General features: G+C 52.8%; 21 protein-coding genes. 16 read left to right on the forward strand and 5 right to left on the reverse strand.

What is annotated here, in order from left to right:
- Positions 1–91 precede the first annotated feature (91 nt).
- The 4 genes from AC2FNE_RS04305 to nagA are packed head-to-tail and all read left to right on the forward strand — an operon-like array spanning position 92 to position 3898.
- Positions 92–979: a glucosamine kinase nucleotide-binding domain-containing protein gene (locus AC2FNE_RS04305; RefSeq protein ID WP_496804845.1), complete on the forward strand. Its 888-nt coding sequence runs from the start codon at positions 92–94 to the stop codon at positions 977–979.
- Entirely contained in the window at positions 966–1721 is a 756-nt protein-coding gene (locus tag AC2FNE_RS04310; RefSeq protein ID WP_170475633.1) for a GntR family transcriptional regulator, read from the forward strand. The genes AC2FNE_RS04305 and AC2FNE_RS04310 overlap by 14 nt, the downstream gene beginning before the upstream one ends.
- A gap of 12 nt (positions 1722–1733) precedes the next feature.
- Entirely contained in the window at positions 1734–2762 is a 1029-nt protein-coding gene (locus AC2FNE_RS04315; RefSeq protein WP_170608314.1) for an SIS domain-containing protein, read from the forward strand.
- The gene (gene nagA / locus AC2FNE_RS04320; protein WP_170608312.1) at positions 2759–3898 is read left to right on the forward strand and encodes an N-acetylglucosamine-6-phosphate deacetylase; all 1140 of its coding nucleotides are present in this window, start codon (positions 2759–2761) and stop codon (positions 3896–3898) included. Before AC2FNE_RS04315 ends, nagA begins: the two co-directional genes overlap by 4 nt.
- Positions 3899–3919: 21 nt before the next feature.
- Here nagA and AC2FNE_RS04325 read toward each other — a convergent pair whose 3' ends face one another.
- A complete protein-coding gene (locus AC2FNE_RS04325; protein ID WP_170608311.1) occupies positions 3920–4222 on the reverse strand; it encodes a DUF6476 family protein in 303 nt (100 codons plus the stop codon).
- Between AC2FNE_RS04325 and AC2FNE_RS04330 the strand changes: the two genes are divergently transcribed.
- From AC2FNE_RS04330 to AC2FNE_RS04350, 5 genes are all read left to right on the forward strand, one after another.
- Entirely contained in the window at positions 4221–5255 is a 1035-nt protein-coding gene (locus AC2FNE_RS04330; RefSeq protein ID WP_496804846.1) for an RluA family pseudouridine synthase, read from the forward strand. The genes AC2FNE_RS04325 and AC2FNE_RS04330 overlap by 2 nt on opposite strands.
- Before the next feature lie 147 nt (positions 5256–5402).
- Positions 5403–6299: an RNA polymerase sigma factor RpoH gene (rpoH, locus tag AC2FNE_RS04335; protein ID WP_170475623.1), complete on the forward strand. Its 897-nt coding sequence runs from the start codon at positions 5403–5405 to the stop codon at positions 6297–6299.
- 163 nt (positions 6300–6462) lie between these two features.
- On the forward strand, positions 6463–7437 hold the full coding sequence (locus AC2FNE_RS04340; protein ID WP_496804847.1) for a Gfo/Idh/MocA family protein: 975 nt from the start codon (positions 6463–6465) through the stop codon (positions 7435–7437).
- A 65-nt stretch (positions 7438–7502) separates the two neighbouring features.
- Positions 7503–7772: a DksA/TraR family C4-type zinc finger protein gene (locus AC2FNE_RS04345; RefSeq protein WP_170475619.1), complete on the forward strand. Its 270-nt coding sequence runs from the start codon at positions 7503–7505 to the stop codon at positions 7770–7772.
- Between the two features lie 11 nt (positions 7773–7783).
- Complete coding sequence (locus tag AC2FNE_RS04350) at positions 7784–8680, forward strand: DMT family transporter (protein ID WP_496804848.1); 897 nt, start codon at positions 7784–7786, stop codon at positions 8678–8680.
- A gap of 35 nt (positions 8681–8715) precedes the next feature.
- Here the strand turns inward: AC2FNE_RS04350 and AC2FNE_RS04355 are convergent, their stop codons facing one another.
- The 3 genes from AC2FNE_RS04355 to AC2FNE_RS04365 all read right to left on the reverse strand — a co-directional run bounded on the left by AC2FNE_RS04355 (position 8716) and on the right by AC2FNE_RS04365 (position 11883).
- Positions 8716–10536 carry a M3 family oligoendopeptidase gene (locus tag AC2FNE_RS04355; RefSeq protein WP_170608303.1) on the reverse strand — a complete coding sequence of 607 codons (1821 nt, stop codon included), beginning with the start codon at positions 10534–10536 and terminating at the stop codon, positions 8716–8718.
- Between the two features lie 82 nt (positions 10537–10618).
- A complete protein-coding gene (locus AC2FNE_RS04360; RefSeq protein ID WP_496804849.1) occupies positions 10619–11593 on the reverse strand; it encodes an alpha/beta hydrolase in 975 nt (324 codons plus the stop codon).
- Positions 11593–11883, reverse strand: coding sequence for an SCP2 sterol-binding domain-containing protein (locus AC2FNE_RS04365; protein ID WP_170475611.1), 291 nt, complete (start codon positions 11881–11883; stop codon positions 11593–11595). The genes AC2FNE_RS04360 and AC2FNE_RS04365 overlap by 1 nt, the downstream gene beginning before the upstream one ends.
- Positions 11884–11913: 30 nt before the next feature.
- Between AC2FNE_RS04365 and AC2FNE_RS04370 the strand changes: the two genes are divergently transcribed.
- The 6 genes from AC2FNE_RS04370 to AC2FNE_RS04395 all read left to right on the forward strand — a co-directional run bounded on the left by AC2FNE_RS04370 (position 11914) and on the right by AC2FNE_RS04395 (position 17832).
- A complete protein-coding gene (locus tag AC2FNE_RS04370; RefSeq protein WP_496804850.1) occupies positions 11914–12522 on the forward strand; it encodes a tetratricopeptide repeat protein in 609 nt (202 codons plus the stop codon).
- A 21-nt stretch (positions 12523–12543) separates the two neighbouring features.
- On the forward strand, positions 12544–15378 hold the full coding sequence (locus tag AC2FNE_RS04375) for a helicase-related protein (RefSeq protein WP_496804851.1): 2835 nt from the start codon (positions 12544–12546) through the stop codon (positions 15376–15378).
- 6 nt (positions 15379–15384) lie between these two features.
- A complete protein-coding gene (locus AC2FNE_RS04380) occupies positions 15385–15750 on the forward strand; it encodes an RNA-binding S4 domain-containing protein (RefSeq protein WP_496804852.1) in 366 nt (121 codons plus the stop codon).
- 73 nt (positions 15751–15823) lie between these two features.
- Positions 15824–16162, forward strand: coding sequence for a ferredoxin FdxA (fdxA, locus tag AC2FNE_RS04385; protein ID WP_170608293.1), 339 nt, complete (start codon positions 15824–15826; stop codon positions 16160–16162).
- Between the two features lie 280 nt (positions 16163–16442).
- The gene (locus AC2FNE_RS04390) at positions 16443–16952 is read left to right on the forward strand and encodes a CarD family transcriptional regulator (protein WP_170475602.1); all 510 of its coding nucleotides are present in this window, start codon (positions 16443–16445) and stop codon (positions 16950–16952) included.
- 118 nt (positions 16953–17070) lie between these two features.
- Positions 17071–17832, forward strand: a complete 762-nt coding sequence (locus AC2FNE_RS04395) for a potassium channel family protein (RefSeq protein WP_170608291.1) — start codon at positions 17071–17073, stop codon at positions 17830–17832.
- On the opposite strand, the gene cobS is transcribed toward AC2FNE_RS04395, so the two are convergent.
- Positions 17829–18593, reverse strand: coding sequence for an adenosylcobinamide-GDP ribazoletransferase (gene cobS / locus AC2FNE_RS04400; RefSeq protein ID WP_170608289.1), 765 nt, complete (start codon positions 18591–18593; stop codon positions 17829–17831). The two genes, AC2FNE_RS04395 and cobS, sit on opposite strands and share 4 nt — an antisense overlap.
- A 79-nt stretch (positions 18594–18672) precedes the next feature.
- On the opposite strand from cobS, the gene cobT reads away from it, so the two are divergent.
- The gene (gene cobT, locus AC2FNE_RS04405) at positions 18673–19686 is read left to right on the forward strand and encodes a nicotinate-nucleotide--dimethylbenzimidazole phosphoribosyltransferase (protein WP_496804853.1); all 1014 of its coding nucleotides are present in this window, start codon (positions 18673–18675) and stop codon (positions 19684–19686) included.
- Positions 19687–19707: the final 21 nt, after the last annotated feature.

Below are 19707 nucleotides of genomic sequence, written 5' to 3' on the forward strand. Positions count from 1 at the left end.
TCGGAGAAGTTTGCGTTATTTTGCCAAAAATACCGAATTTGGTTGCAATTAGGACTTCTATTATTGAGAAAGGTATTATATAGGTCTTGTTATGACACAGCCTATCAACACTCTTATTTTAGCTGTCGATGGAGGGGGGACGCGTTGCCGCCTTGCTGCGATTGAAGGTGAAGTCATCAGCAGGGTTGAGGTGGGCGCGGCCAACGTATCGACCAATTTTGAGGCGGCTTGCGCCGAGTTGTTGGGTGGTTTGCAAGTGTTGGCCGCGGAATCCGGCCATGAGGTGAGCACCCTAACTAGGGCGCCAACTTACATGGGTTTGGCTGGGATAACTGGAGAGGCGATTGCAAGGAAGCTTGCACAGGCGCTTCCATTTGATCGAATTAAGATAGAAGATGATCGCGCTGCGGCATTGCGCGGTGCGTTGGGTGAGGGCGAGGGGTTCGTTGCGCATTGCGGCACAGGCTCGTTTCTTGCGTCGCAGCTGTCTGGTGGTCGGCGGTTCTCTGGCGGTTGGGGGCCGGTTCTCGGCGATCAGGCGTCTGCGCAATGGGTCGGGCGCCGCGCTTTGTCCGAGACGCTGGAATGCGTAGATGGGCTAAATGGATCATCAGGTATGGCGACCCAGCTTTTGTCCCGTTTTGGCGGGCCTGCGGAGATTGTGCAGGTTGCGGCAAAAATGACGCCGTATGAACTTGGATCGCTTGCCCCTGTGGTTACAGAATTCTCGGATCAGGGGGATGAGCTGGCCAAAAAAATTCTGCAGGATGGGGCCGATCATTTAGCAGGGCGTTTGACCAAAATGGGTTGGGTTGCCGGGATGCCGATCTGCCTTACCGGCGGAATTGGGCCACGGTTTGGACCTTATCTGCCCACCATAATGCAATCTGAACTAGTCGAACCTGAAGGCGATCCACTTTCGGGTGCGATTGCTTTGGCTCGCGAGTTTCTGGAGGAGATCGAAAGTGAACATCGCTGATTTCCTGCGCCCGGAGGGGTGGCTGGGCCAAAATTCCGGCCCGCGTTATGTGCAATTGCGTCAAAGGCTTGAGAAAGGAATTGAAGAAGGGATTTTACCGCCCAACAGCTCGTTGCCGCCTGAAAGAGAAATTGCAGAACTGACGGATCTTTCCAGAGTCACCGTCCGCAAGGCCATTCAAGAATTGGTGCGAAAAGGCGCAATTGAACAACGTCAGGGATCGGGTTCATTTGTGCGTGAACCCGTGGCGAGAGTTGAGCAATCGTTATCGCATTTGACTTCGTTTACCGAAGATATGGAACGACGGGGCCTAAAGACGACGTCAACTTGGCTCGAGAGAGGAATTTTTCTGCCGTCCCCGGAAGAGATGATGGCGTTGGGTCTATCTGCGAATGAGCAGGTCGCCCGAATTCATCGCCTGCGCGAAGCGGGTGGCCGCCCGATGGCGTTGGAACGTGCGGCATTGCCGTTGGACATTTTACCCAACCCAACTGAGGTTACCGGCTCGCTTTATGCAGTTCTGGAAAAAACAGGGTTTCGGCCAGTCAGGGCAATTCAAAAGATCTCTGCAATCAACCTAGAAGCTCCGGAGGCTGAACTTTTGGATGTCGCCGAAGGAACAGCCGGGCTTCGTATCCAAAGAACTTCGTATCTGGAAAGCGGGCGTGTGGCCGAACTCACACGTTCAATCTACCACGGTGATGCCTACGACTTCGTGGCAGAGCTGCGACTGTCAAACTGAAAGCCTGGGGCCATGTACAAAGAAACGACGCAAATGAGGCGGGAAATCAATGAGATACCCGTCGCCGTTGAAAGACTATTAACCGAAGGTGCGGAACTTGTCTCTCGAACCGCAAGTGAAATCCAAGACCGAAATCCACGCTTTCTGATCTCGGTGGCGCGCGGATCTTCGGATCATGCCTGCAGCTACCTCAAATACGCTGCCGAGTTGTTGCTTGGGTTGCCTATGGCGTCAGTCGGACCCTCGGTCAAATCGATCTATGGTGTTGATATGCGCTGCGAGGATGCGGTTTGTATCGCGGTGTCACAATCCGGACAAAGCCCGGATATCGTTAAGCTGACGCGATCTATGACAGAAGGCGGTGCTTATTCGGTGGCAATCACCAACGAGACTGGATCGGCACTGTCACAAGTCTCGAAGGCAACGTTACCGATCTTTGCAGGACCCGAATTAAGCGTGGCGGCCACCAAAACTTTCGTTACTTCGCTGGTTGCCGGATTGTGGTTGCTGGCGCAGGTCAAACGGGACGAAGATTTGTTGCGGGCCATACGTGGGCTGCCGGAAGACCTGTCTGCTGCTATTGCTTGTGACTGGAGCGTTGCGGCAACCGCCGTGAGCGACCGATCTCTGTTTACGCTTGGGCGCGGTACGTCGTTGGCGATTTCAAACGAAGCTGCACTGAAATTTAAGGAAACCTGCCAAATTCACGCAGAAAGCTATTCGTCCGCGGAGGTTCTGCACGGACCGGTATCTATCGTTGATCAGGGTTTTCCGGTTTTAGCACTAGCCTCGGGCGATGCGGCGGAGGCCAATCTGGCAGAGGTCGCAGATACGTTGGCTGAAAAGGGCGCGCAGGTTTTTGCCACAACCAGCCAGGTAAAGCGGGCTTCAGTTTTGCCGCATGTGCGAACGTCGCACTGGATCACAGACCCGATACCAACAATCGCTTCTTTCTACGGAATGGTCGAAAAGGTTGCTACTGAACGTGGAATAAACCCTGATGCACCACGCCACCTGCGAAAAGTGACAGAAACGGTATGAGACCGGACTCGATAACTTTTGCCGGAGGTCAGATTTTTGACGGCGAAACCCTGTTATTCGGGTACGCTGTTCGATTCCGAAACGGGATCTGGGATGAGATGTTTCCGGAAACCGAACTGTCCGCGGAGGACCGCGTAGAAGATCTGGCGGGTGATATCCTAAGTCCAGGATACGTTGACCTACAGGTCAATGGCGGTGGTGGGGTAATGTTCAATGATGATCCTTCGGTCGAGTCTTTGGCTATCATAGCCTCAGCGCACCGGGATTTGGGTGCGACGTCAATATTGCCAACCTTAATAACCGATACGCCAGAAAAGACGCGGGCCGCAGTTGATGCGGCGATCCAAGCCTGTAAAGAGGGCGTGCCTGGAGTTGTGGGGCTTCATCTAGAGGGACCGCATCTGTCCCAACGCCGAAAAGGGGCCCACGATGCCGCCCTGATCCGGCCAATGTTGCCCGCGGACCTTGATTTGATCCTTGATGCTGCTGAGCAATTGCCTACGCTGATGGTGACTTTGGCGCCAGAAAGCACGACACCGGATCAGGTCAGAGTTTTGTCGCAGGCCGGAGTTGTGGTCTCATTGGGGCATACCGATGCACCATTTGATACTTGCATTAGTTTTGCGGGCGCTGGCGCGAGATGTGCAACGCATCTTTTCAACGCCATGAGCCAACTGGGCAGTCGCGAGCCGGGTTTGGTCGGCGCGGTCCTGTCAAACGGTGGTATCTTTGCGGGTTTGATTGCGGATGGCGTCCACGTTCACCCCGAAACAATGCGCGCCGCATGGTTGGCCAAGCGCGGGCCGGGGCAGATATTCCTTGTTAGTGACGCAATGGCGGTCGCTGGAACGAAACTTACTGAATTCCAGCTGGAAGGTCGGCTTATTCAGCGAGAAAGCGGCAGGCTAACGCTGTCAGATGGTACTTTGGCCGGAGCAGACCTTGATCTGACAACTGCGTTAAGGGTTCTGACCGAGCAGGTAGGTTTGCCGCTGGTACAGGCGCTTTCTGCGGCTACCACTGTTCCTGCACGGTTTCTTGCGGACAGTGATCGATTCCAAACCAAGTCACTGACACGTGCAATTAGAATTTCCTCTGATTTATCCGGTGCTCGGCCAATTTTGGCTGACCAGTGACCGGTCTTCCAGCGCATATAGCTATTGCATTGGAATTTCCTGACGCAAATTCCCCGTCGTTTTGTCAAAAATTAGGATACGGTTGTCATTCGTTACAATGACATACCAGTTACTGCCGATTGTAAGTGCCTCAGCCCGGGCGCCATCAGGTAATTCTATTTGGTCGGGCAGGGTGGGGGTTCTGTCCGACAAGCGGATGACAATCAACGCGAATGTCAATAAAACGCCGCCAATCATAACCGCAGTCAACAACATGACCATGCGTCGCAGCGTTCGCAGCTGAGGTGTTTCCTGGGGTTCAAGAGGGTCGGAAGGGACAGACATGGGCACCCGCCTGATAGAGTTTCATATCGCGGCCACGCCGCCGCCCCGCCTTGATAAGGCGCTTTCCCGGGATGTACCAGATGGTGAAAACCTCTCGCGCACCCGGTTAGCAAGGTTGATCCAAGAGGGTGCTGTATCGGTTAACGGAAAGGTAATCGACGACCCCAAATCTAAAGTGGCTGAAGGTTCAATTGTCTCGGTCGCAGTTTCTGAGGCTGAGGAGAGCCATATAGAGCCCGAGGACATACCATTAGAAGTCGTGTTTGAGGATAACGATCTGATCGTAGTCAACAAACCGGCTGGGATGGTTGTGCACCCGGCCCCCGGATCTTCGAATGGGACTCTCGTTAACGCGCTGCTGCACCATTGCGGAGAAGATTTGTCAGGTGTTGGTGGAGTCAAAAGGCCAGGTATCGTTCACAGAATAGACAAAGATACCAGCGGCTTGCTGGTTGTTGCTAAATCAGATGCCGCTCACCATGGATTGGCGGCACAGTTTCACGCACACACTGTCGAACGCTATTATCGCGCAGTCTGCTATGGCGTGCCAGACGCCAACGACCCACGTCTGAGAGGCGTAAAAGGTGTGAGTTTTGAACCCGGCAACATAATGCGGTTAACTACTCAATTGGCTCGGCACAAAACCGACCGGCAAAAACAGGCTGTCTTGTTTCATGGTGGCAAACACGCAGTGACACGTGCCAGAGTGGTCGAGACGTTTGGGTCACCTAGTGTATTGTCTTTTGTTGAATGCTGGCTTGAAACAGGGCGAACGCACCAAATTCGGGTGCATATGGCTCACGCAGGCCACAGCCTGATTGGTGATCCGGTTTACGGGGGCAAGCGGAAACTGGCGACTCGGGCCTTTGATGAAGCAACAACTCAGGCAATCAGCGACTTTCCGCGCCAAGCCCTTCATGCTGCCGTATTGGGATTTGAACATCCGGTTAGCGGAGGAATTTTACGTTTTGAGGCAGATTTACCTGAGGATATGCAGTCATTGTTGGACGCGCTGCGTCAGCAATCGTCATAATTCGCAAAGACGCGTGATATAGGCGATCTCAGCTTTTCTTTATCAAAGGTTAATCGCATACTGTTACCAGTTCCTCTTGAATGTCATGGGTCTGGTGCCCATATCCCATGTTAAGGGCTTAAACATTTGTCCAAGGGGCAGAAATAAATGGCAAATTACTCAAACCTTCCCGCGCCGACCCCCGAAGGTGGTCTGAACCGCTATATGCAGGAAATCCGCAAATTTCCCTTGTTGGAGCCAGAGGAAGAATACATGCTGGCCAAGCGATGGGTTGAAGAACAAGACACGGAAGCGGCGCACAAAATGGTTACGTCGCACCTGCGTTTGGCGGCTAAAATAGCCATGGGTTATCGCGGCTATGGCCTTCCGCAGGCTGAGGTGATTTCCGAGGCCAACGTTGGCTTGATGCAGGCGGTTAAACGCTTTGACCCAGAGAAAGGTTTCCGCCTGGCGACCTATGCCATGTGGTGGATTCGGGCCTCGATCCAAGAGTACATCCTTAGATCCTGGTCTCTGGTTAAGCTAGGGACAACTTCGGCACAGAAAAAGCTGTTCTTTAACCTTCGCAAAGCCAAAGCGCGTATCGGCGCGTTGGAAGAGGGTGATCTACGTCCCGAGAACGTCACCCAAATTGCGAACGATTTAGGAGTTACCGAAGAAGAAGTCATAAGCATGAATCGCCGCATGTCTGGTGGTGATGCCTCGCTGAACGCGACAGTTGGGTCCGAGGGCGAGGGCAGCATGCAATGGCAAGACTGGCTGGAGGACGAAGATGCCGATCAGGCGGGCGATTACGAAGCGCGGGACGAGCTTGAAGCCCGCCGTGAATTGCTGACTGCGGCACTGGATGTTCTGAATGACCGGGAAAAGGACATTCTGACTCAGCGTCGCCTGATGGATCAGCCGGTTACACTTGAAGAGTTGAGCACTCAGTACAATGTCAGCCGCGAGCGCATCCGTCAGATCGAGGTCAGGGCTTTTGAAAAGCTTCAGAAAAAGATGCGTGAGCTGGCTCGTGAAAAGGGAATGCTCAGCAAAGTCTGAGGTTTCGCTTGAAATCCATTGAAAGCCGGTCCGATATTAATCGGGCCGGTTTTTTCGAGTTTACGGCAGGAAAATTTAGTTAACGGTTACTCAGTGATTGCCATACGAATAAAGAAACGCTAGCGCTAACATTTAGCGACATAGCCGCAGAAGGAGGGTATTCATGGAACAGCCTGTTAAATGGGGGGTGCTCGGAGCCTCAAAATTCGCTCGTCAGTTTATGGCACCCGCAATTCATGCTGCCGATGGTGCTCAGCTTATGGGGCTGGCCACATCGGACCCGGCCAAAGCAAAGCCGTTTCAGAATTTTTGCTCGAATTTGACGGTTTATGATAGCTATGAAGCGTTACTTGCGGACCCCGAAATAGAAGCGGTTTATATCCCATTACCAAATCACTTGCATGTCGAATGGAGCCTTAAGGCCATGGAGGCAGGCAAGCATGTCTTGTGTGAAAAGCCAATGACAATGCGGACGCAGGAATTCGACCAACTAATTGCCAAGCGAGATCAAACCGGATTGCTGGCGGCCGAGGCATACATGATCGTCCATCATCCGCAATGGCAACTGGTGCGAAAACTGGTTTCCGAAGGAGAGATTGGAAAACTTGGCCATATCTCAGGGGTTTTCGCATACGATAATCGCGCTGACACAGGCAACATCAGAAATCGCCCGGAAACCGGTGGCGGTGGATTGCGTGACATAGGTGTTTATGTCATCGGCAGCGCCCGTTATGTAACCGGTCAAGAACCTGACGAAATTCGATCTTCCATACGCTGGGAGAATGGCGTCGATACATTTACCGAGATTAATGCCCGTTTCCCGGGCTTTACGTACTCCACATATGTTTCAACGCGCATGCATCCAAATCAGGCCATGGAGTTTCATGGTGACAAAGGTGTTATTCGCCTGACTGCCCCCTTCAATGCACGTGTTTTTGGCGAAGCGCGAGTGGAACTGCACCGCCACGGACTCGAATTGCAGGTATTCCGCTTTCCCGGCGACGACCACTACAAACTGCAGGTCGAAGCGTTTGGTCGCTCGGTAAGGGATGGGGTAGGCTACCCATGTTCTCTGGAGTTTGCTCGCGGCACGCAGGTTGTGATTGACCAGGTTTTTGAGGTCGCTAGGCAACTCTGAGCAACCTCTTGCCATCTCCGCGGTGGGCAGCCTAAGTTGTTACTTACCCTTTCTGGAGGCGAACAATGGCTGGTGGCTGGGCGCGCGACGGCGCGGTAAGCGAACAAATTGAAGCTTCGATTTCGGATGAGTTAGCTAGAATGCAAGCGCAGAAGCGACCCGTTGGGGAAAGCCTGTCGCACTGTGCGGACTGCGATGAGCCGATCCCAGAAAAACGACGTCTTGCGTTGCCGGGCGTTAAACTTTGCCTCGAATGTCAAAAGGAACGTGACGGGGTATTCAAATCGCGGGGCGGAATCAACCGTCGAGGATCAAAGGACAGCCAACTAAGGTAGCGGGCTGGGTATTGAAAGAGACTTCTGATCACTCCCTCTTGTGGCGGCAAAGCGGATTGTTTCTGGGTTTTGCGGCGGCTTTTCTTTGCGGCACCCACAGCGTTATTGTTCGCTATTTGACGGCAGATTTGAATGGAATGCAGATTGCCGTTTTGCGGTTGTTCATCGCGGCTTTTGCCATTCTGCTCATTTTACGGATCATGCGATCGCCAATAAATATAGGGTTTTCTGATCGAAATTTCCTATTGGCTGTCGTTGCAATCGTCGTAAATTACATTTTATTTCACGTTGGGCTCGAACATACCGGCGCGGCGAATGCGATGGTTTTAGAGAACACCGCTCCGTTCTTTGTGTTAGTTTTCTTATTCTTTTTTGCCAAAACAACAGTTGGACGAATTGAAATCTTAGCCACGGTCTTGGCCATTTTTGGCGTGTCTTTGACCGTTTATCAGGACTTTCGGGGTGGTGGCGAACCTTTGGTCGGTGACCTCATGGAGATCGGAGCGGGAATAAGTTGGGCAGTTTTCTTGATTTCCAGCAGTCGCGCAATGCAGTCCTCTCAGTCCACCGAGGAAAGGTTAAATTTTCTGTTTGGCATCTTTTTGTGTTCTGCCGTCCTTTTGACTCCGCTTTCTTTTGTAACGATGCAGGTTCCCACGGCCAAGGATCTGGTATTTCTGGTTTTGCTCGGTGTTTTTCCAACCGCGCTTGCTTACTATTTGTGGTACGAAGCTGCTGCACGCCAATCGACGCTGACAGCAAGTTTGCTGTTTGCAGCTTCGGTCATTTTTACATTCATTAATTCTGCAGTATTTCTTGGCGCTTCAATTACTGTCCCCGCCGTCGTAGGCGCTGGATTGATTGTCTTTGCGATCTTCCTGACAACAAAAGATAAATCGGACGAGTGACTGAGGCAGCGTTTATCGCGCCGCCCCAATCCAATCTACGATTCCATTGCTTCAAGTTCGTCGATAAAGCCCGAAATCATAGAAAGGCCTTTCTCCCAGAACCGAGGGTCAGTGGCATCCAGACCAAATGGTTCGAGCAGTTCTTTGTGATGTTTCGATCCACCAGCGCGCAACATTTCGAAGTACTTGTCCTCGAACCCGTCTGCGCCGCTTTCGTAGACCGAATACAAAGCATTCACCAACCCATCGCCGAACGCGTAGGCATAGACATAGAAAGGAGAATGTACGAAGTGCGGGATATATGCCCAAAACGTCTCGTATCCATCCATAAATTCGAATGCAGGACCAAGGCTTTCGGCCTGAACGCTCATCCAAAGGGCGTTGATATCGTCAGGGGTCAACTCGCCCTCTCGTCGGGCGGCGTGTAGTTTGCATTCAAAGTCGTAAAAGGCGATCTGGCGGACAACGGTGTTAATCATGTCCTCAACCTTTCCCGCCAAAAGTATTTTACGTTGATCTGCCGTTTCAGCTTGATCCAACATTTTGCGGAAGGTCAGCATCTCACCAAAAACAGAAGCCGTTTCGGCCAGCGTCAATGGGGTGGACGATAGCATCTCACCTTGGTCGGAGGCGAGAACCTGATGCACTCCGTGGCCGAGTTCGTGCGCCAGAGTCATCACATCGCGAGGTTTGCCCAGATAGTTGAGCATAACGTAAGGATGAACGTCGGTGACTGTTGGGTGAGCGAATGCCCCCGGAGCCTTACCTGGTTTCACAGCGGCGTCGATCCAACCTTTCGAAAAAAATGGTGTAGCTATCTCAGCCATGCGGGGGTCGAACGATGAATAGGCATCCATAACGGTTTTTTCAGCTTCTTCCCAACCAATGGTGCGAGTATCTTCCATCGGAAGGGGCGCGTTACGGTCCCATACCTGCATCACGTCCAGCCCGAGCCATTTTCGCTTCAGTTCATAATACCGATGGCTGAGCTTGGGGTACGAGGCGACGACTGCTTCACGTAGAGCTTCGACAACTTCGGGTTCAACATCGTTCGAAAGGTGACGACCGGTCTGCGCAGTCGGCATTTTGCGCCAACGGTCAACGATCTCTTTTTCTTTGGCCTGCGTGTTATGAACGCGTGCAAAGGTCTTGATATTACTTTGAAAGACTTGGGCGAGTTCGCGCGCAGCCGCTTCTCTTTTTGTTCTGTCCTGTTCGGTTAACAGATTGAGTGTGCCTTCGATATTTAACTCTTGTCCATCGACAGTAAACAAAAGCCCAGCGATAGTTTCGTCAAACAGCCGTTCCCAAGCGTCGCCGACGACTCCCAGATCGTGCAGAAACTTCTCTAACTCATCCGACAATTGGTAAGGTTTCATTGCGCGGATGCGGCGGAACACAGGCTCATAACGTGCAAGTTGAGCATTGGTCGCGAACATCTTCTTTAGAACTTCATCGTCTATACGGTTGATTTCCAATGTAAAAAACACGAGTGAAGTCGTAAAAATAGTAACCTTTTCCTGCATGTCCGAAAGGAATTTAGCGCGATCGGCATCCGTCGTTAGCTGGTAGTAACGCAAACCAGCAAACGACATTATTCGACCGGAAATTGCGCTGATCCTTTCATTGCGTTGCACACAAGTCAGCAGGCCCTCGGCATCCAGATTAGCCAGTTTACCATCATAATCTCGGGCGAACGCGGTGCACTCGGCTTCGAGCCATGTTAAATCACGCGACAGCTCCGGTGCTTCCTCCGAGCTATACAGATCAGTCAGATCCCATTCCGGCAGATTGCCCAGATTGTCAGCGCCGCCGACGGCATTTGCGTCACGTACGGGAAAGGGAAGGTCGCGCATAGAACACCTCGAAATAATGTGATTTGCCAACATCTAAGCGTAGGTTGCTTAGATCACAAGCGGCCTGATATTTCCGTGATCATCAGGATAGCGCAGGCTCTGGTTTCAGCCCCTGGCAAGATGCCACAAAATGCGCCGCAATTTGGTCCAGAATGGGGCCTCGGACATCAGGCGCTTCCATCAATACCTCATGCTCACCATCAGGTATTTCGACCAATGTCCCGTTGGGCCAGTTTGCCATGCGCGCTCGGATTGCTTTGCGGTCTACGATCTGCTCGTGACTGCCAAGAAATGTCAGGCACGGGGTGTCCGGAGCTGACTGTTCCATCAGCCAGACGCATTCGTCCAGAGCTTCACGCAACCAGATGGTCGACGGAGCACCCAAGGCCAGCTCGGGATGCGCCTTTAGTTGGTCCTGCATCATCTCATACATCACCGGATCGCGGGTCAGCACATTGCCTTCGAAAGGTTGCGAAATGACGTAGCTTTCAAGCGATGTCGTCGGTGGCGTCTTTTCACCAAGGCCGACCCTAGGTCCCCAATAGGCCGTCAATCGGCTAAGGGGTTTCATGAGCGGAGTAAAAAAGATACCCCACATCGGCCCGGTAAATGCGCAGGCGGAAAAGTTGTTGTTATCCAGAATGGTCCGCAGCGCAATTGCGCCACCCATAGAATGCCCGACTACGAACCATGGTTTTGGCAGTTTGAGTTCAAAAGCAAGCTCCAGCATTGACTGAACATCTTGCTGATAATCACGAAAGTTATCCACATGTCCGACACGAGGGTCGTCCAACAATCGATCAGAAAGACCCTGACCGCGCCAATCTATTGCCGCGAAAGCAAATCCTCGACCAATGAAATCACCAGCCGTACTGCTGTACTTTTCAGTATATTCTGTTCGGCCGGGAAACATCATCACCGTACCGTTTGGAGAATTTTCGGGAAGCCAGTGGCCGACGCGCAGCCTTATCCCGTCTGGAGTTTGCAGCCAATGCGCTTTACCACCGGCAGGCTCGCCGGCCACGTCTTCAAAAAAAGGGGCCGGCGACAAGCTCATCAAGCTAACACCGACGCAAGTTTCATAGCAATTCCCATGTCTCCGTCCACGCTCAGCTTGCCTGACATAAATGCTCCAGTGGGATTCATCTCTCCACTGAGGATTTGCTCGAAGGTATCTGCATCTGCACTAAGGGTCACATCAGCGTCTTCATCGCTGACCCGTGCGCCGTCTGCATCCAAAATAATAGCGCCCAAGTCGGCGATAGCAAATTTAGCGGAAGCGTCAAATTCACCGCCTGACAGCTTCTCATTCAATGCTGCTGCGGCTTTTTCCAAAGTGTCGCTCATGGTGTTCCTCATTTTGTTTGTGCGCCGTGAATGGACATCCCCGACGGCAACGCTACACTGACCATTGTTATGGGCATTGCAATCACCAATCTCAAAGGTATCGTTGCGGCAATTGCTGCGATAGTCACGTATTCCACCATGTCTTTGGCCCAGCAAGTTGATCTGCGCGATGAATCGTCCTTGCTTGCGCAGTTAGCGCAGGCCACTCCGGAGCAGGCGGTCGGGCTGGATCGACAATTACAGGCTCTTTGGTCTCAATCCGGGTCGGCCTCGGCCGATCTGTTGCTGGAGCGCGGCCGCGAGGCACTGGATGATGGTGACGTTGAAGCCGCATTAGAGCACCTGACGGCTCTTACGGATCACGCACCCGAATTTGCGGAGGGTTGGCATGTCAGAGCGTCCGCGCTTTTTGGCATTGAACGCTTCGGTATGGCCGCCGCCGATCTGGAATACGCGCTTACACTGAATCCCAATAATTACGACGCGATCTATGGTCTAGGTCTGATATTCGAGGTTCTCGAACAGCCGGAACAGGCCTACGAAGTATATTTACGCGCGTTGGCTATACATCCCCATCACGAAGAAGTAACCAGTGCCGTGAATCGGCTGAAGCCACTGATTGACGGCAAGGCACTTTAAGGTCCGGGGCAGGGGGCAAAGGTGAGCGGGTCATCCCGAATCGTGGCAGTTCTTGGCCCGACGAACACAGGCAAAACTCATTATGCGATCGAACGTATGCTGGGGCACCGGACCGGTGTGATTGGTCTGCCTTTGCGTCTGCTTGCACGCGAAATTTACGATAAGATTGTCGCCGTTCGCGGTCCCTCTGTCGTGGCTTTAGTCACCGGAGAAGAACGTATTGTACCACCGCGTGCGCAATATTGGGTCTGCACTGTTGAAGCTATGCCGGAGGGGATGGGTGCGGATTTTGTGGCAATCGACGAAATTCAGCTTTGCGCTGACCCGGAACGCGGTCATGTTTTTACCGACCGCCTACTGAGGTCTCGGGGTACGAACGAGACGCTTTTCCTAGGGTCTGACACGATGCGCGGCCCAATAGCGTCATTGGTGCCAGAGGCGCAATTTGTTCGGCGCGAGCGGATGTCGCAACTTGTCTATTCCGGGTCAAAGAAAATCAGTCGGTTACCTCCGCGCAGCGCGATTGTCGGGTTCTCAGTGGAAAACGTCTATGCCATCGCGGAATTGTTGCGTCGCCAAAAGGGCGGAGCTGCTGTTGTTATGGGTGCGCTCAGCCCCCGTACGCGAAACGCACAGGTTGAACTCTATCAGAACGGCGAAGTTGATTACTTGGTAGCGACCGACGCTATTGGAATGGGCTTGAATCTGGATGTGAACCATGTGGCGTTCTCATCTTTGACCAAATTTGACGGTCAACGCATGCGACCTTTGGCCCCGAATGAGCTTGCACAGATTGCTGGCCGCGCTGGACGTGGAATGTCCGATGGAACGTTTGGTGTGACAGGAGAGGCACCTGCGCTGGAAGACGGTGTCGCGCAGGCGATCATGGACAGCCGTTTTACACCGATGAAAAAGTTGAACTGGCGGAACGCAGCTTTGCGTTTTGGCTCAGTCGGTTCGCTGATAGACTCGCTGGAAGTCAATCCAAGTGGCGAGCACCTGACCAAAGCGCGACCCGCCGACGATCTGAATGTGCTTAAGTCGCTGTCGCAGGTCACTGAGGTGTTGGCCCGGGCAAGTGATGGAGCATCAGTCAAATTGTTGTGGGACGTGTGCCGAATCCCCGACTTTCGGGGCATCAGCCATGCGGAACATGCCAGCCTGCTTGAAGTTATCTATAGCCATTTGCACGAACGCGGCAGTATTCCGGATGACTTTCTGGCCCGGCAGGTTCGACGTATTGATCAACCGGATGGTGACATTGATGCTTTATCCAAAAGGTTGGCATATATTCGCACCTGGACATATGTTGCGCAACGAAACGGTTGGGTGCGTGACGAATCGCATTGGCGCGAGGAAACGCGCACTGTAGAAGACAGGCTGTCGGACGCTCTCCATGATCGTTTGACTCAGAGATTTGTGGACCGGCGCACTTCTGTTTTGTTGCGCCGGCTCAAGCAGAAGGAGGCCCTTTTGGCCGAAGTAAATGACAACGGTGAAGTGACCGTCGAAGGCGAATTCGTAGGTCGTTTGGAAGGCTTCCGGTTTATTCCGGACAAAAGCGCTCAAGGAACCGAGGCGAAAGCACTGAAATCAGCCTCTTTGCAAGCTCTGGCGCCGCAATTCCATTTACGTGCTGATCGCTTCTACAATGCACCCGATACCGAGATTGATTTTACTGATCAGGGCGGCCTGATGTGGGGCGAATATGCCGTTGGCAAATTGGTTGCAGGTGCCGAGCCACTAAAACCAATCGTTGAAGTATTTGTAGATGAGGCCGCCGGACCGGATGTTCAGCAGAAAGTTCAGCGACGTTTGCAGCACTTTATCGACCGAAAAGTAGCGGCGCTTTTCGAACCGCTTTTGAACCTGTCACGTGACGAAGAGTTGACTGGCCTAGCCAAAGGTTTCGCCTTTCGCATTGTAGAAGCGATGGGCGTTTTGCCTCGCGCGGGTGTCGCACAAGAAGTCAAAGATCTGGATCAAGACGCGAGGGGGGCGCTACGCAAGCACGGTATCCGCTTTGGGCAGTTCACAATTTTCATGCCTTTGCTGCTAAAACCTGCGCCAACACGCCTGCGTCTGGTTCTTTGGGCGCTGTCTAGCGGGCTGCAAGAGTTCCCAGAAGCACCTCCACCAGGTCTGGTGACTGTTCCGGTCGCGAAGGACGCGCCCGAAGGTTACGCAACTATGTGCGGTTACAGAAATGCAGGGGATCGTTCTATCCGCATCGACATGCTGGAGCGTTTGGCGGATATGCTGCGCTCTGAGGACAGCCGTGGTGGGTTCGAAGCAAAGCCAGACATGCTGTCAATCACTGGAATGACTCTGGAACAGTTCGCTGATTTGATGCAGGGCCTTGGTTACAAAGCAGAACGTGGCGAACGCGAAAAGGTCAGGCCAGTCGAAGTTGAGGTTTCTGCGTCTGCAACACCAGAGGATCTAGGTGTCGAAGAAGTGCCTTCGCCCGAGTCAGTTTCGCAGGAACCCATCGAGCCTGACGAAACGCCATCCGAAACCATTGAGAGCACTGAAGCTTCAACGGAAATGACGGATACCAAGCAGGCAACGGAACCCGCAACGGACGAACTCGATGTCGAAGTTTTCTTTACGTTCACTTGGGGTCGTCAACGCCAAGCGAACAACCGTGCTCCTCGCCGTGATCAGCGGCAGGGGCAGGGCAAAGGAAAATTGCGCGGCAAACCGCAGGAAGGCCGAGGCAAACCTCAAGGCAAGAAGGGTGGTAAGCCCCAAGGCGCTAAAACTTTCTCCTCCCGACCACCAAAAAAGGAAAAGGCTATTGATCCGGATAACCCCTTTGCAGCAGCGCTGATGGGTTTGAAAGACGGTAACTAGCTACCGATGGCCGAGCATGTGGCCAAACTGCGGATTGATAAATGGCTGTGGCAAGCGCGGTTTTTCAAAACTCGTAGCTTGGCTGCCAAACAGGTCAGCGGCGCCCAGGTTCGGGTCAATGGAAATAAGGTTGTAAAGCCGGCTTTTGCTGTTGCACCCGGCGACGTTTTGACATTTTCACAAAGTAGTATGGTTCGTGTTGTGCGTATTGAGGCGCTGGGCGAAAGGCGGGGTCCGGCCCCTGAGGCGCAAACACTGTACTCCGATCTAACTGAAAAACAGGACAAGAAGCTCAAAAATCCGAGGTTTGAAGGAAAAGGTCGTCCAACCAAGAAGGAACGGCGGGTGATTGATCTTTCTCGACGTCTGTAAGGTTGATCATATCTTGAAGACAACGGCAGACTGAATTAGCTAGTCGCCCAAACCGCAAACGGGAATTCCAGCCATGACATACGTCGTCACTGAAAACTGCATAGCCTGTAAATACACCGACTGTGTCGAGGTTTGCCCGGTGGACTGTTTTTACGAAGGCGAGAACGCATTAGTTATTCACCCGGACGAGTGCATCGATTGTGGCGTCTGCGAACCGGAATGCCCCGCCGACGCGATCCGCCCTGACACTGAGCCGGGGATGGAGCAGTGGGTCGAGTTCAATCGGAAATTTTCGGAACAATGGCCGGTCATCGTTACAAAGAAAGACCCGTTGCCCGATGCGGAAGAGCGCGACGGCGAAGAGGGTAAGATGGAGAAATATTTCTCCGAAGCACCGGGTGAAGGCGGCTGACTGATTCGCCAGTATGCGGCAGCGAAGTTTAACCTAAAGCCAAGTTACCAATCTGCTTTATAAGCGAAAAATCGGCGCCGCTGGCTATTGGTCTTTTGGGTGTCGCATTTTTGTGATATAATCTGATCAAATGATGACAGAGATTGGGATGTGCTCCGAAAGTATGCTCGCTTTGGAGTTCTGAATCAGTGAAACAATAGCCGTTTGCCGGGGCCTAATCGCGCCCCGACTGTGGCTATTTTTTGGTTTGTGTCCCGATCGCAAACAAGGAAAAACGCGCATGTCTAAGTCAAAAAAACTTGAGTTCCGTCCGAATGACTATGTTGTCTACCCCGCCCATGGCGTGGGTCAGATCATTTCGATCGAAGAACAAGATGTCGCCGGCTTTACGCTCGAGTTGTTTGTTATCTCTTTTGAGAAAGATAAGATGACGCTTCGTGTGCCGACAAACAAAGTGACAGAGTCGGGTCTTCGTTCGCTCAGCTCGCCGGATGTGATTAGTCAGGCAATGAAAACTTTGAAAGGCAAAGCCAAAGTTAAAAGGGCCATGTGGTCACGCCGGGCTCAGGAATACGAACAAAAGATCAATTCGGGCGACCTGATCTCGATTGCCGAGGTGGTTCGTGACCTACATCGCACCGATGATCAGCGTGAGCAAAGTTACTCTGAACGTCAGCTATATGAAGCTGCATTAGAGCGGCTAACGCGTGAAGTCGCGGCGGTATCTGGCGCGGATGAGATGTCTGCGGCCAAGCAAGTAGACGAAGTTCTTATGTCCCGCGCGGCCTGATTCAAACCACTTAAAAAAATAGCCGTCCTGTTTCAGGGCGGCTTTTTTGTTTTCAGTCGCTTGGTCTGTCAACGCTTTATGGTTAGCTTTTCGTCAAAGAGACGGGATTTTGGACCGAATGAAAAAGACGATCAAAGCGCTGTATATCGGAAGAGGACCGGTTTCCGTCTGGTTTCGTTATTTCCTGATCGTTTTTGATTTAGCCTCGATCGTCTTTTTTGTATCGACTGCAGATGTTCCACATGGCCTTGGTCTGACCACTGCAAGCCGGATTATTGGTATCGTCATTCTTCTGGATTTCCTTGCCCGTCTTTGGATAGCCAAAGACCGCTGGAAGCTCATGACAAAAATCTACACGTTGGCGGATTTGATTGTAATTGTTTCGCTGATGCTGGATCCGTTCCTAACCGGAAACCTCGCATTTTTGCGTATTCTTCGCGCCCTTCGCTTGATTCACTCTTACCAGCTTTTGCGAGACTTGCGTCGGGATAGCACTTTTTTCCGCACGCACGAGGATGCAGTTATTGCGGCTGTCAACCTTATGGTCTTTGTCTTTGCGACCTCAACCGCTGTGCTCGTGTTTTTTATCCCTGATACAAGTCAAACGCCGTATATCGATGCGCTGTATTTTACGATGGCGACCCTGACGACCACGGGGTTTGGAGACGTCACGCTATCGACCCCCGCAGGTAAGCTGTTTTCCGTTTTCATAATGGTGGTCGGTGTGGCCTTGTTCGTGAGGCTGGCGCAAGCAATTTTCATGCCGCAGAAGGTGCGGCATAAGTGCCCCAGCTGCGGCCTGTACCGGCATGACCCAGACGCCGTTCACTGCAAGCACTGCGGTGAAACCGTTCGGATTAAAACGGGTGGCGCGGCCTAGATCATCGCGGCCAGCGCTAACAATATGGCGATTTCGGACACAGATTGAACCGCGCCCAAAATGTCCCCAGTTTGACCTTTGATACGTGCCTTGGCAGTAGCGGCCACGACTGCTGACGTTCCAACCGCACAAAGCATTGGAATAGTTGCACTGCTTCCCAAAGTGAGTAGGGAAAACGTCAGGGCAATCCCGAGACCAATCAAAACGCTGGAAGATGGAGGGCTGCCGACAGATCGGCTGAGGCCCGTTTTACGGGCATTTGGCAGAATTCTCATCACACAAGGCATCATAGCCCTAGAGAACAGGCTTGCGACCAGCACACCACTCAACCAATCCGCTTCTAGCAAAATCCCAATCGCGAGAACCCTCAAAAGCTGCGAAAAAATCAGACCTAGGACCCCGTAGGTGCCAATGTGACTGTCCTTCATGATTTCGAGACGCCGATCGACCGTGTAGCCACCCCAAAGCCCGTCGATCGTATCGGCTAACCCATCTTCATGCATCGCGCCGGTGACGGTGATCATTGCCGCTACACAGAGCGTGGCACTTATCAACGGTGACAGGCCAATCTGCAAAGCGACCCATCCCACTGCGCAGGCCAACGCTCCCACTATCAGCCCCGCCAGCGGAAACGCCCATACAGCCTTGGCTTGCCTAGCAAAAAGTTGATCCTGCAATTTTGGGACAGGCAAGCGCGTCAATAGGACCAAAGTCAGAGCAATATCCCACGCAGAAATTGCAGAGGTGTCGTTTTTGTGCACTGCCGGGCCTTTCCGGGTCTTGTTGCTTTGCCAGCATTGGTTAAACACGCATGACGACTCTGATGCAACGAGGCTTTGAATGCTGCCTGAACTCAACAACCTGAACAGCTTGCGCGATACTCTGATCCGTGCACCCGGAGCGGATACTGACGCGAGCAAAGCCGCACAAGACCGAAACGGACAATTGACCAAACCACCCGGAGCATTGGGGCGGCTAGAGGATTTAGCAATCTGGTACGCCAGTTGGCGAGGTGATGCCGCGCCACAAATTTCTTCGCCTCAGGTTATCGTCTTTGCCGGTAATCACGGGGTAACGGCACAGGGTGTTTCGGCATTTCCACCAGAAGTGACCGTTCAGATGGTCATGAACTTCGAGCACGGTGGCGCCGCAATCAATCAGTTGGCCAAAGCAGCAGGTGCCAAGATGGACGTTCACGCACTGGAACTGGATCGACCGACCAAAGATTTCACACAGGGTCCGGCAATGAGCGAGGACGAATTGTTAGCGGCATTGCGCACAGGTTGGGAAGCAGTCGATCCGCAGTCCGACCTACTGGTCGTTGGCGAAATGGGGATTGGAAATACGACGCCAGCAGCTGCCATCGCGCACGCGCTTTATGGCGGTGAAGCAGCGGACTGGACTGGGCGAGGTACTGGGGTCGACGATGCGGGACTTGCTAACAAAACCCGGGTCGTAGCTGAGGGCGTGGCTCTGCACAACATGGCTGTAGATGGGCTGGATATCCTTCGGTGTCTCGGAGGGCGAGAGATCGCTGCTATGGCAGGGGCGATAGCTGCGGCGCGTGTTTTGCGAATTCCGGTGGCCCTAGATGGGTTTATCTGTACCGCGGCCGCGGCCTGTCTTGCTCAGATTTCTCCTTCGGCTTTGGATCATACTGTCGCCGGTCATCAGAGTGCAGAAGGTGCGCATAAAAAGTTACTTGAAAGACTTGGAAAGGACCCGTTATTGAGCCTTGGTCTGAGGCTAGGTGAGGGTTCCGGCGGTGCGCTGGCAATCAATATTCTGAAATGTGCCGTTGCCTGTCACTCGGGAATGGCAACTTTTGCCGAGGCAGGCGTATCAGACGGCTGATATTCTGGTTTGACCCACGCC

This window comes from Ruegeria sp. YKSD179 (genome assembly GCF_059612885.1).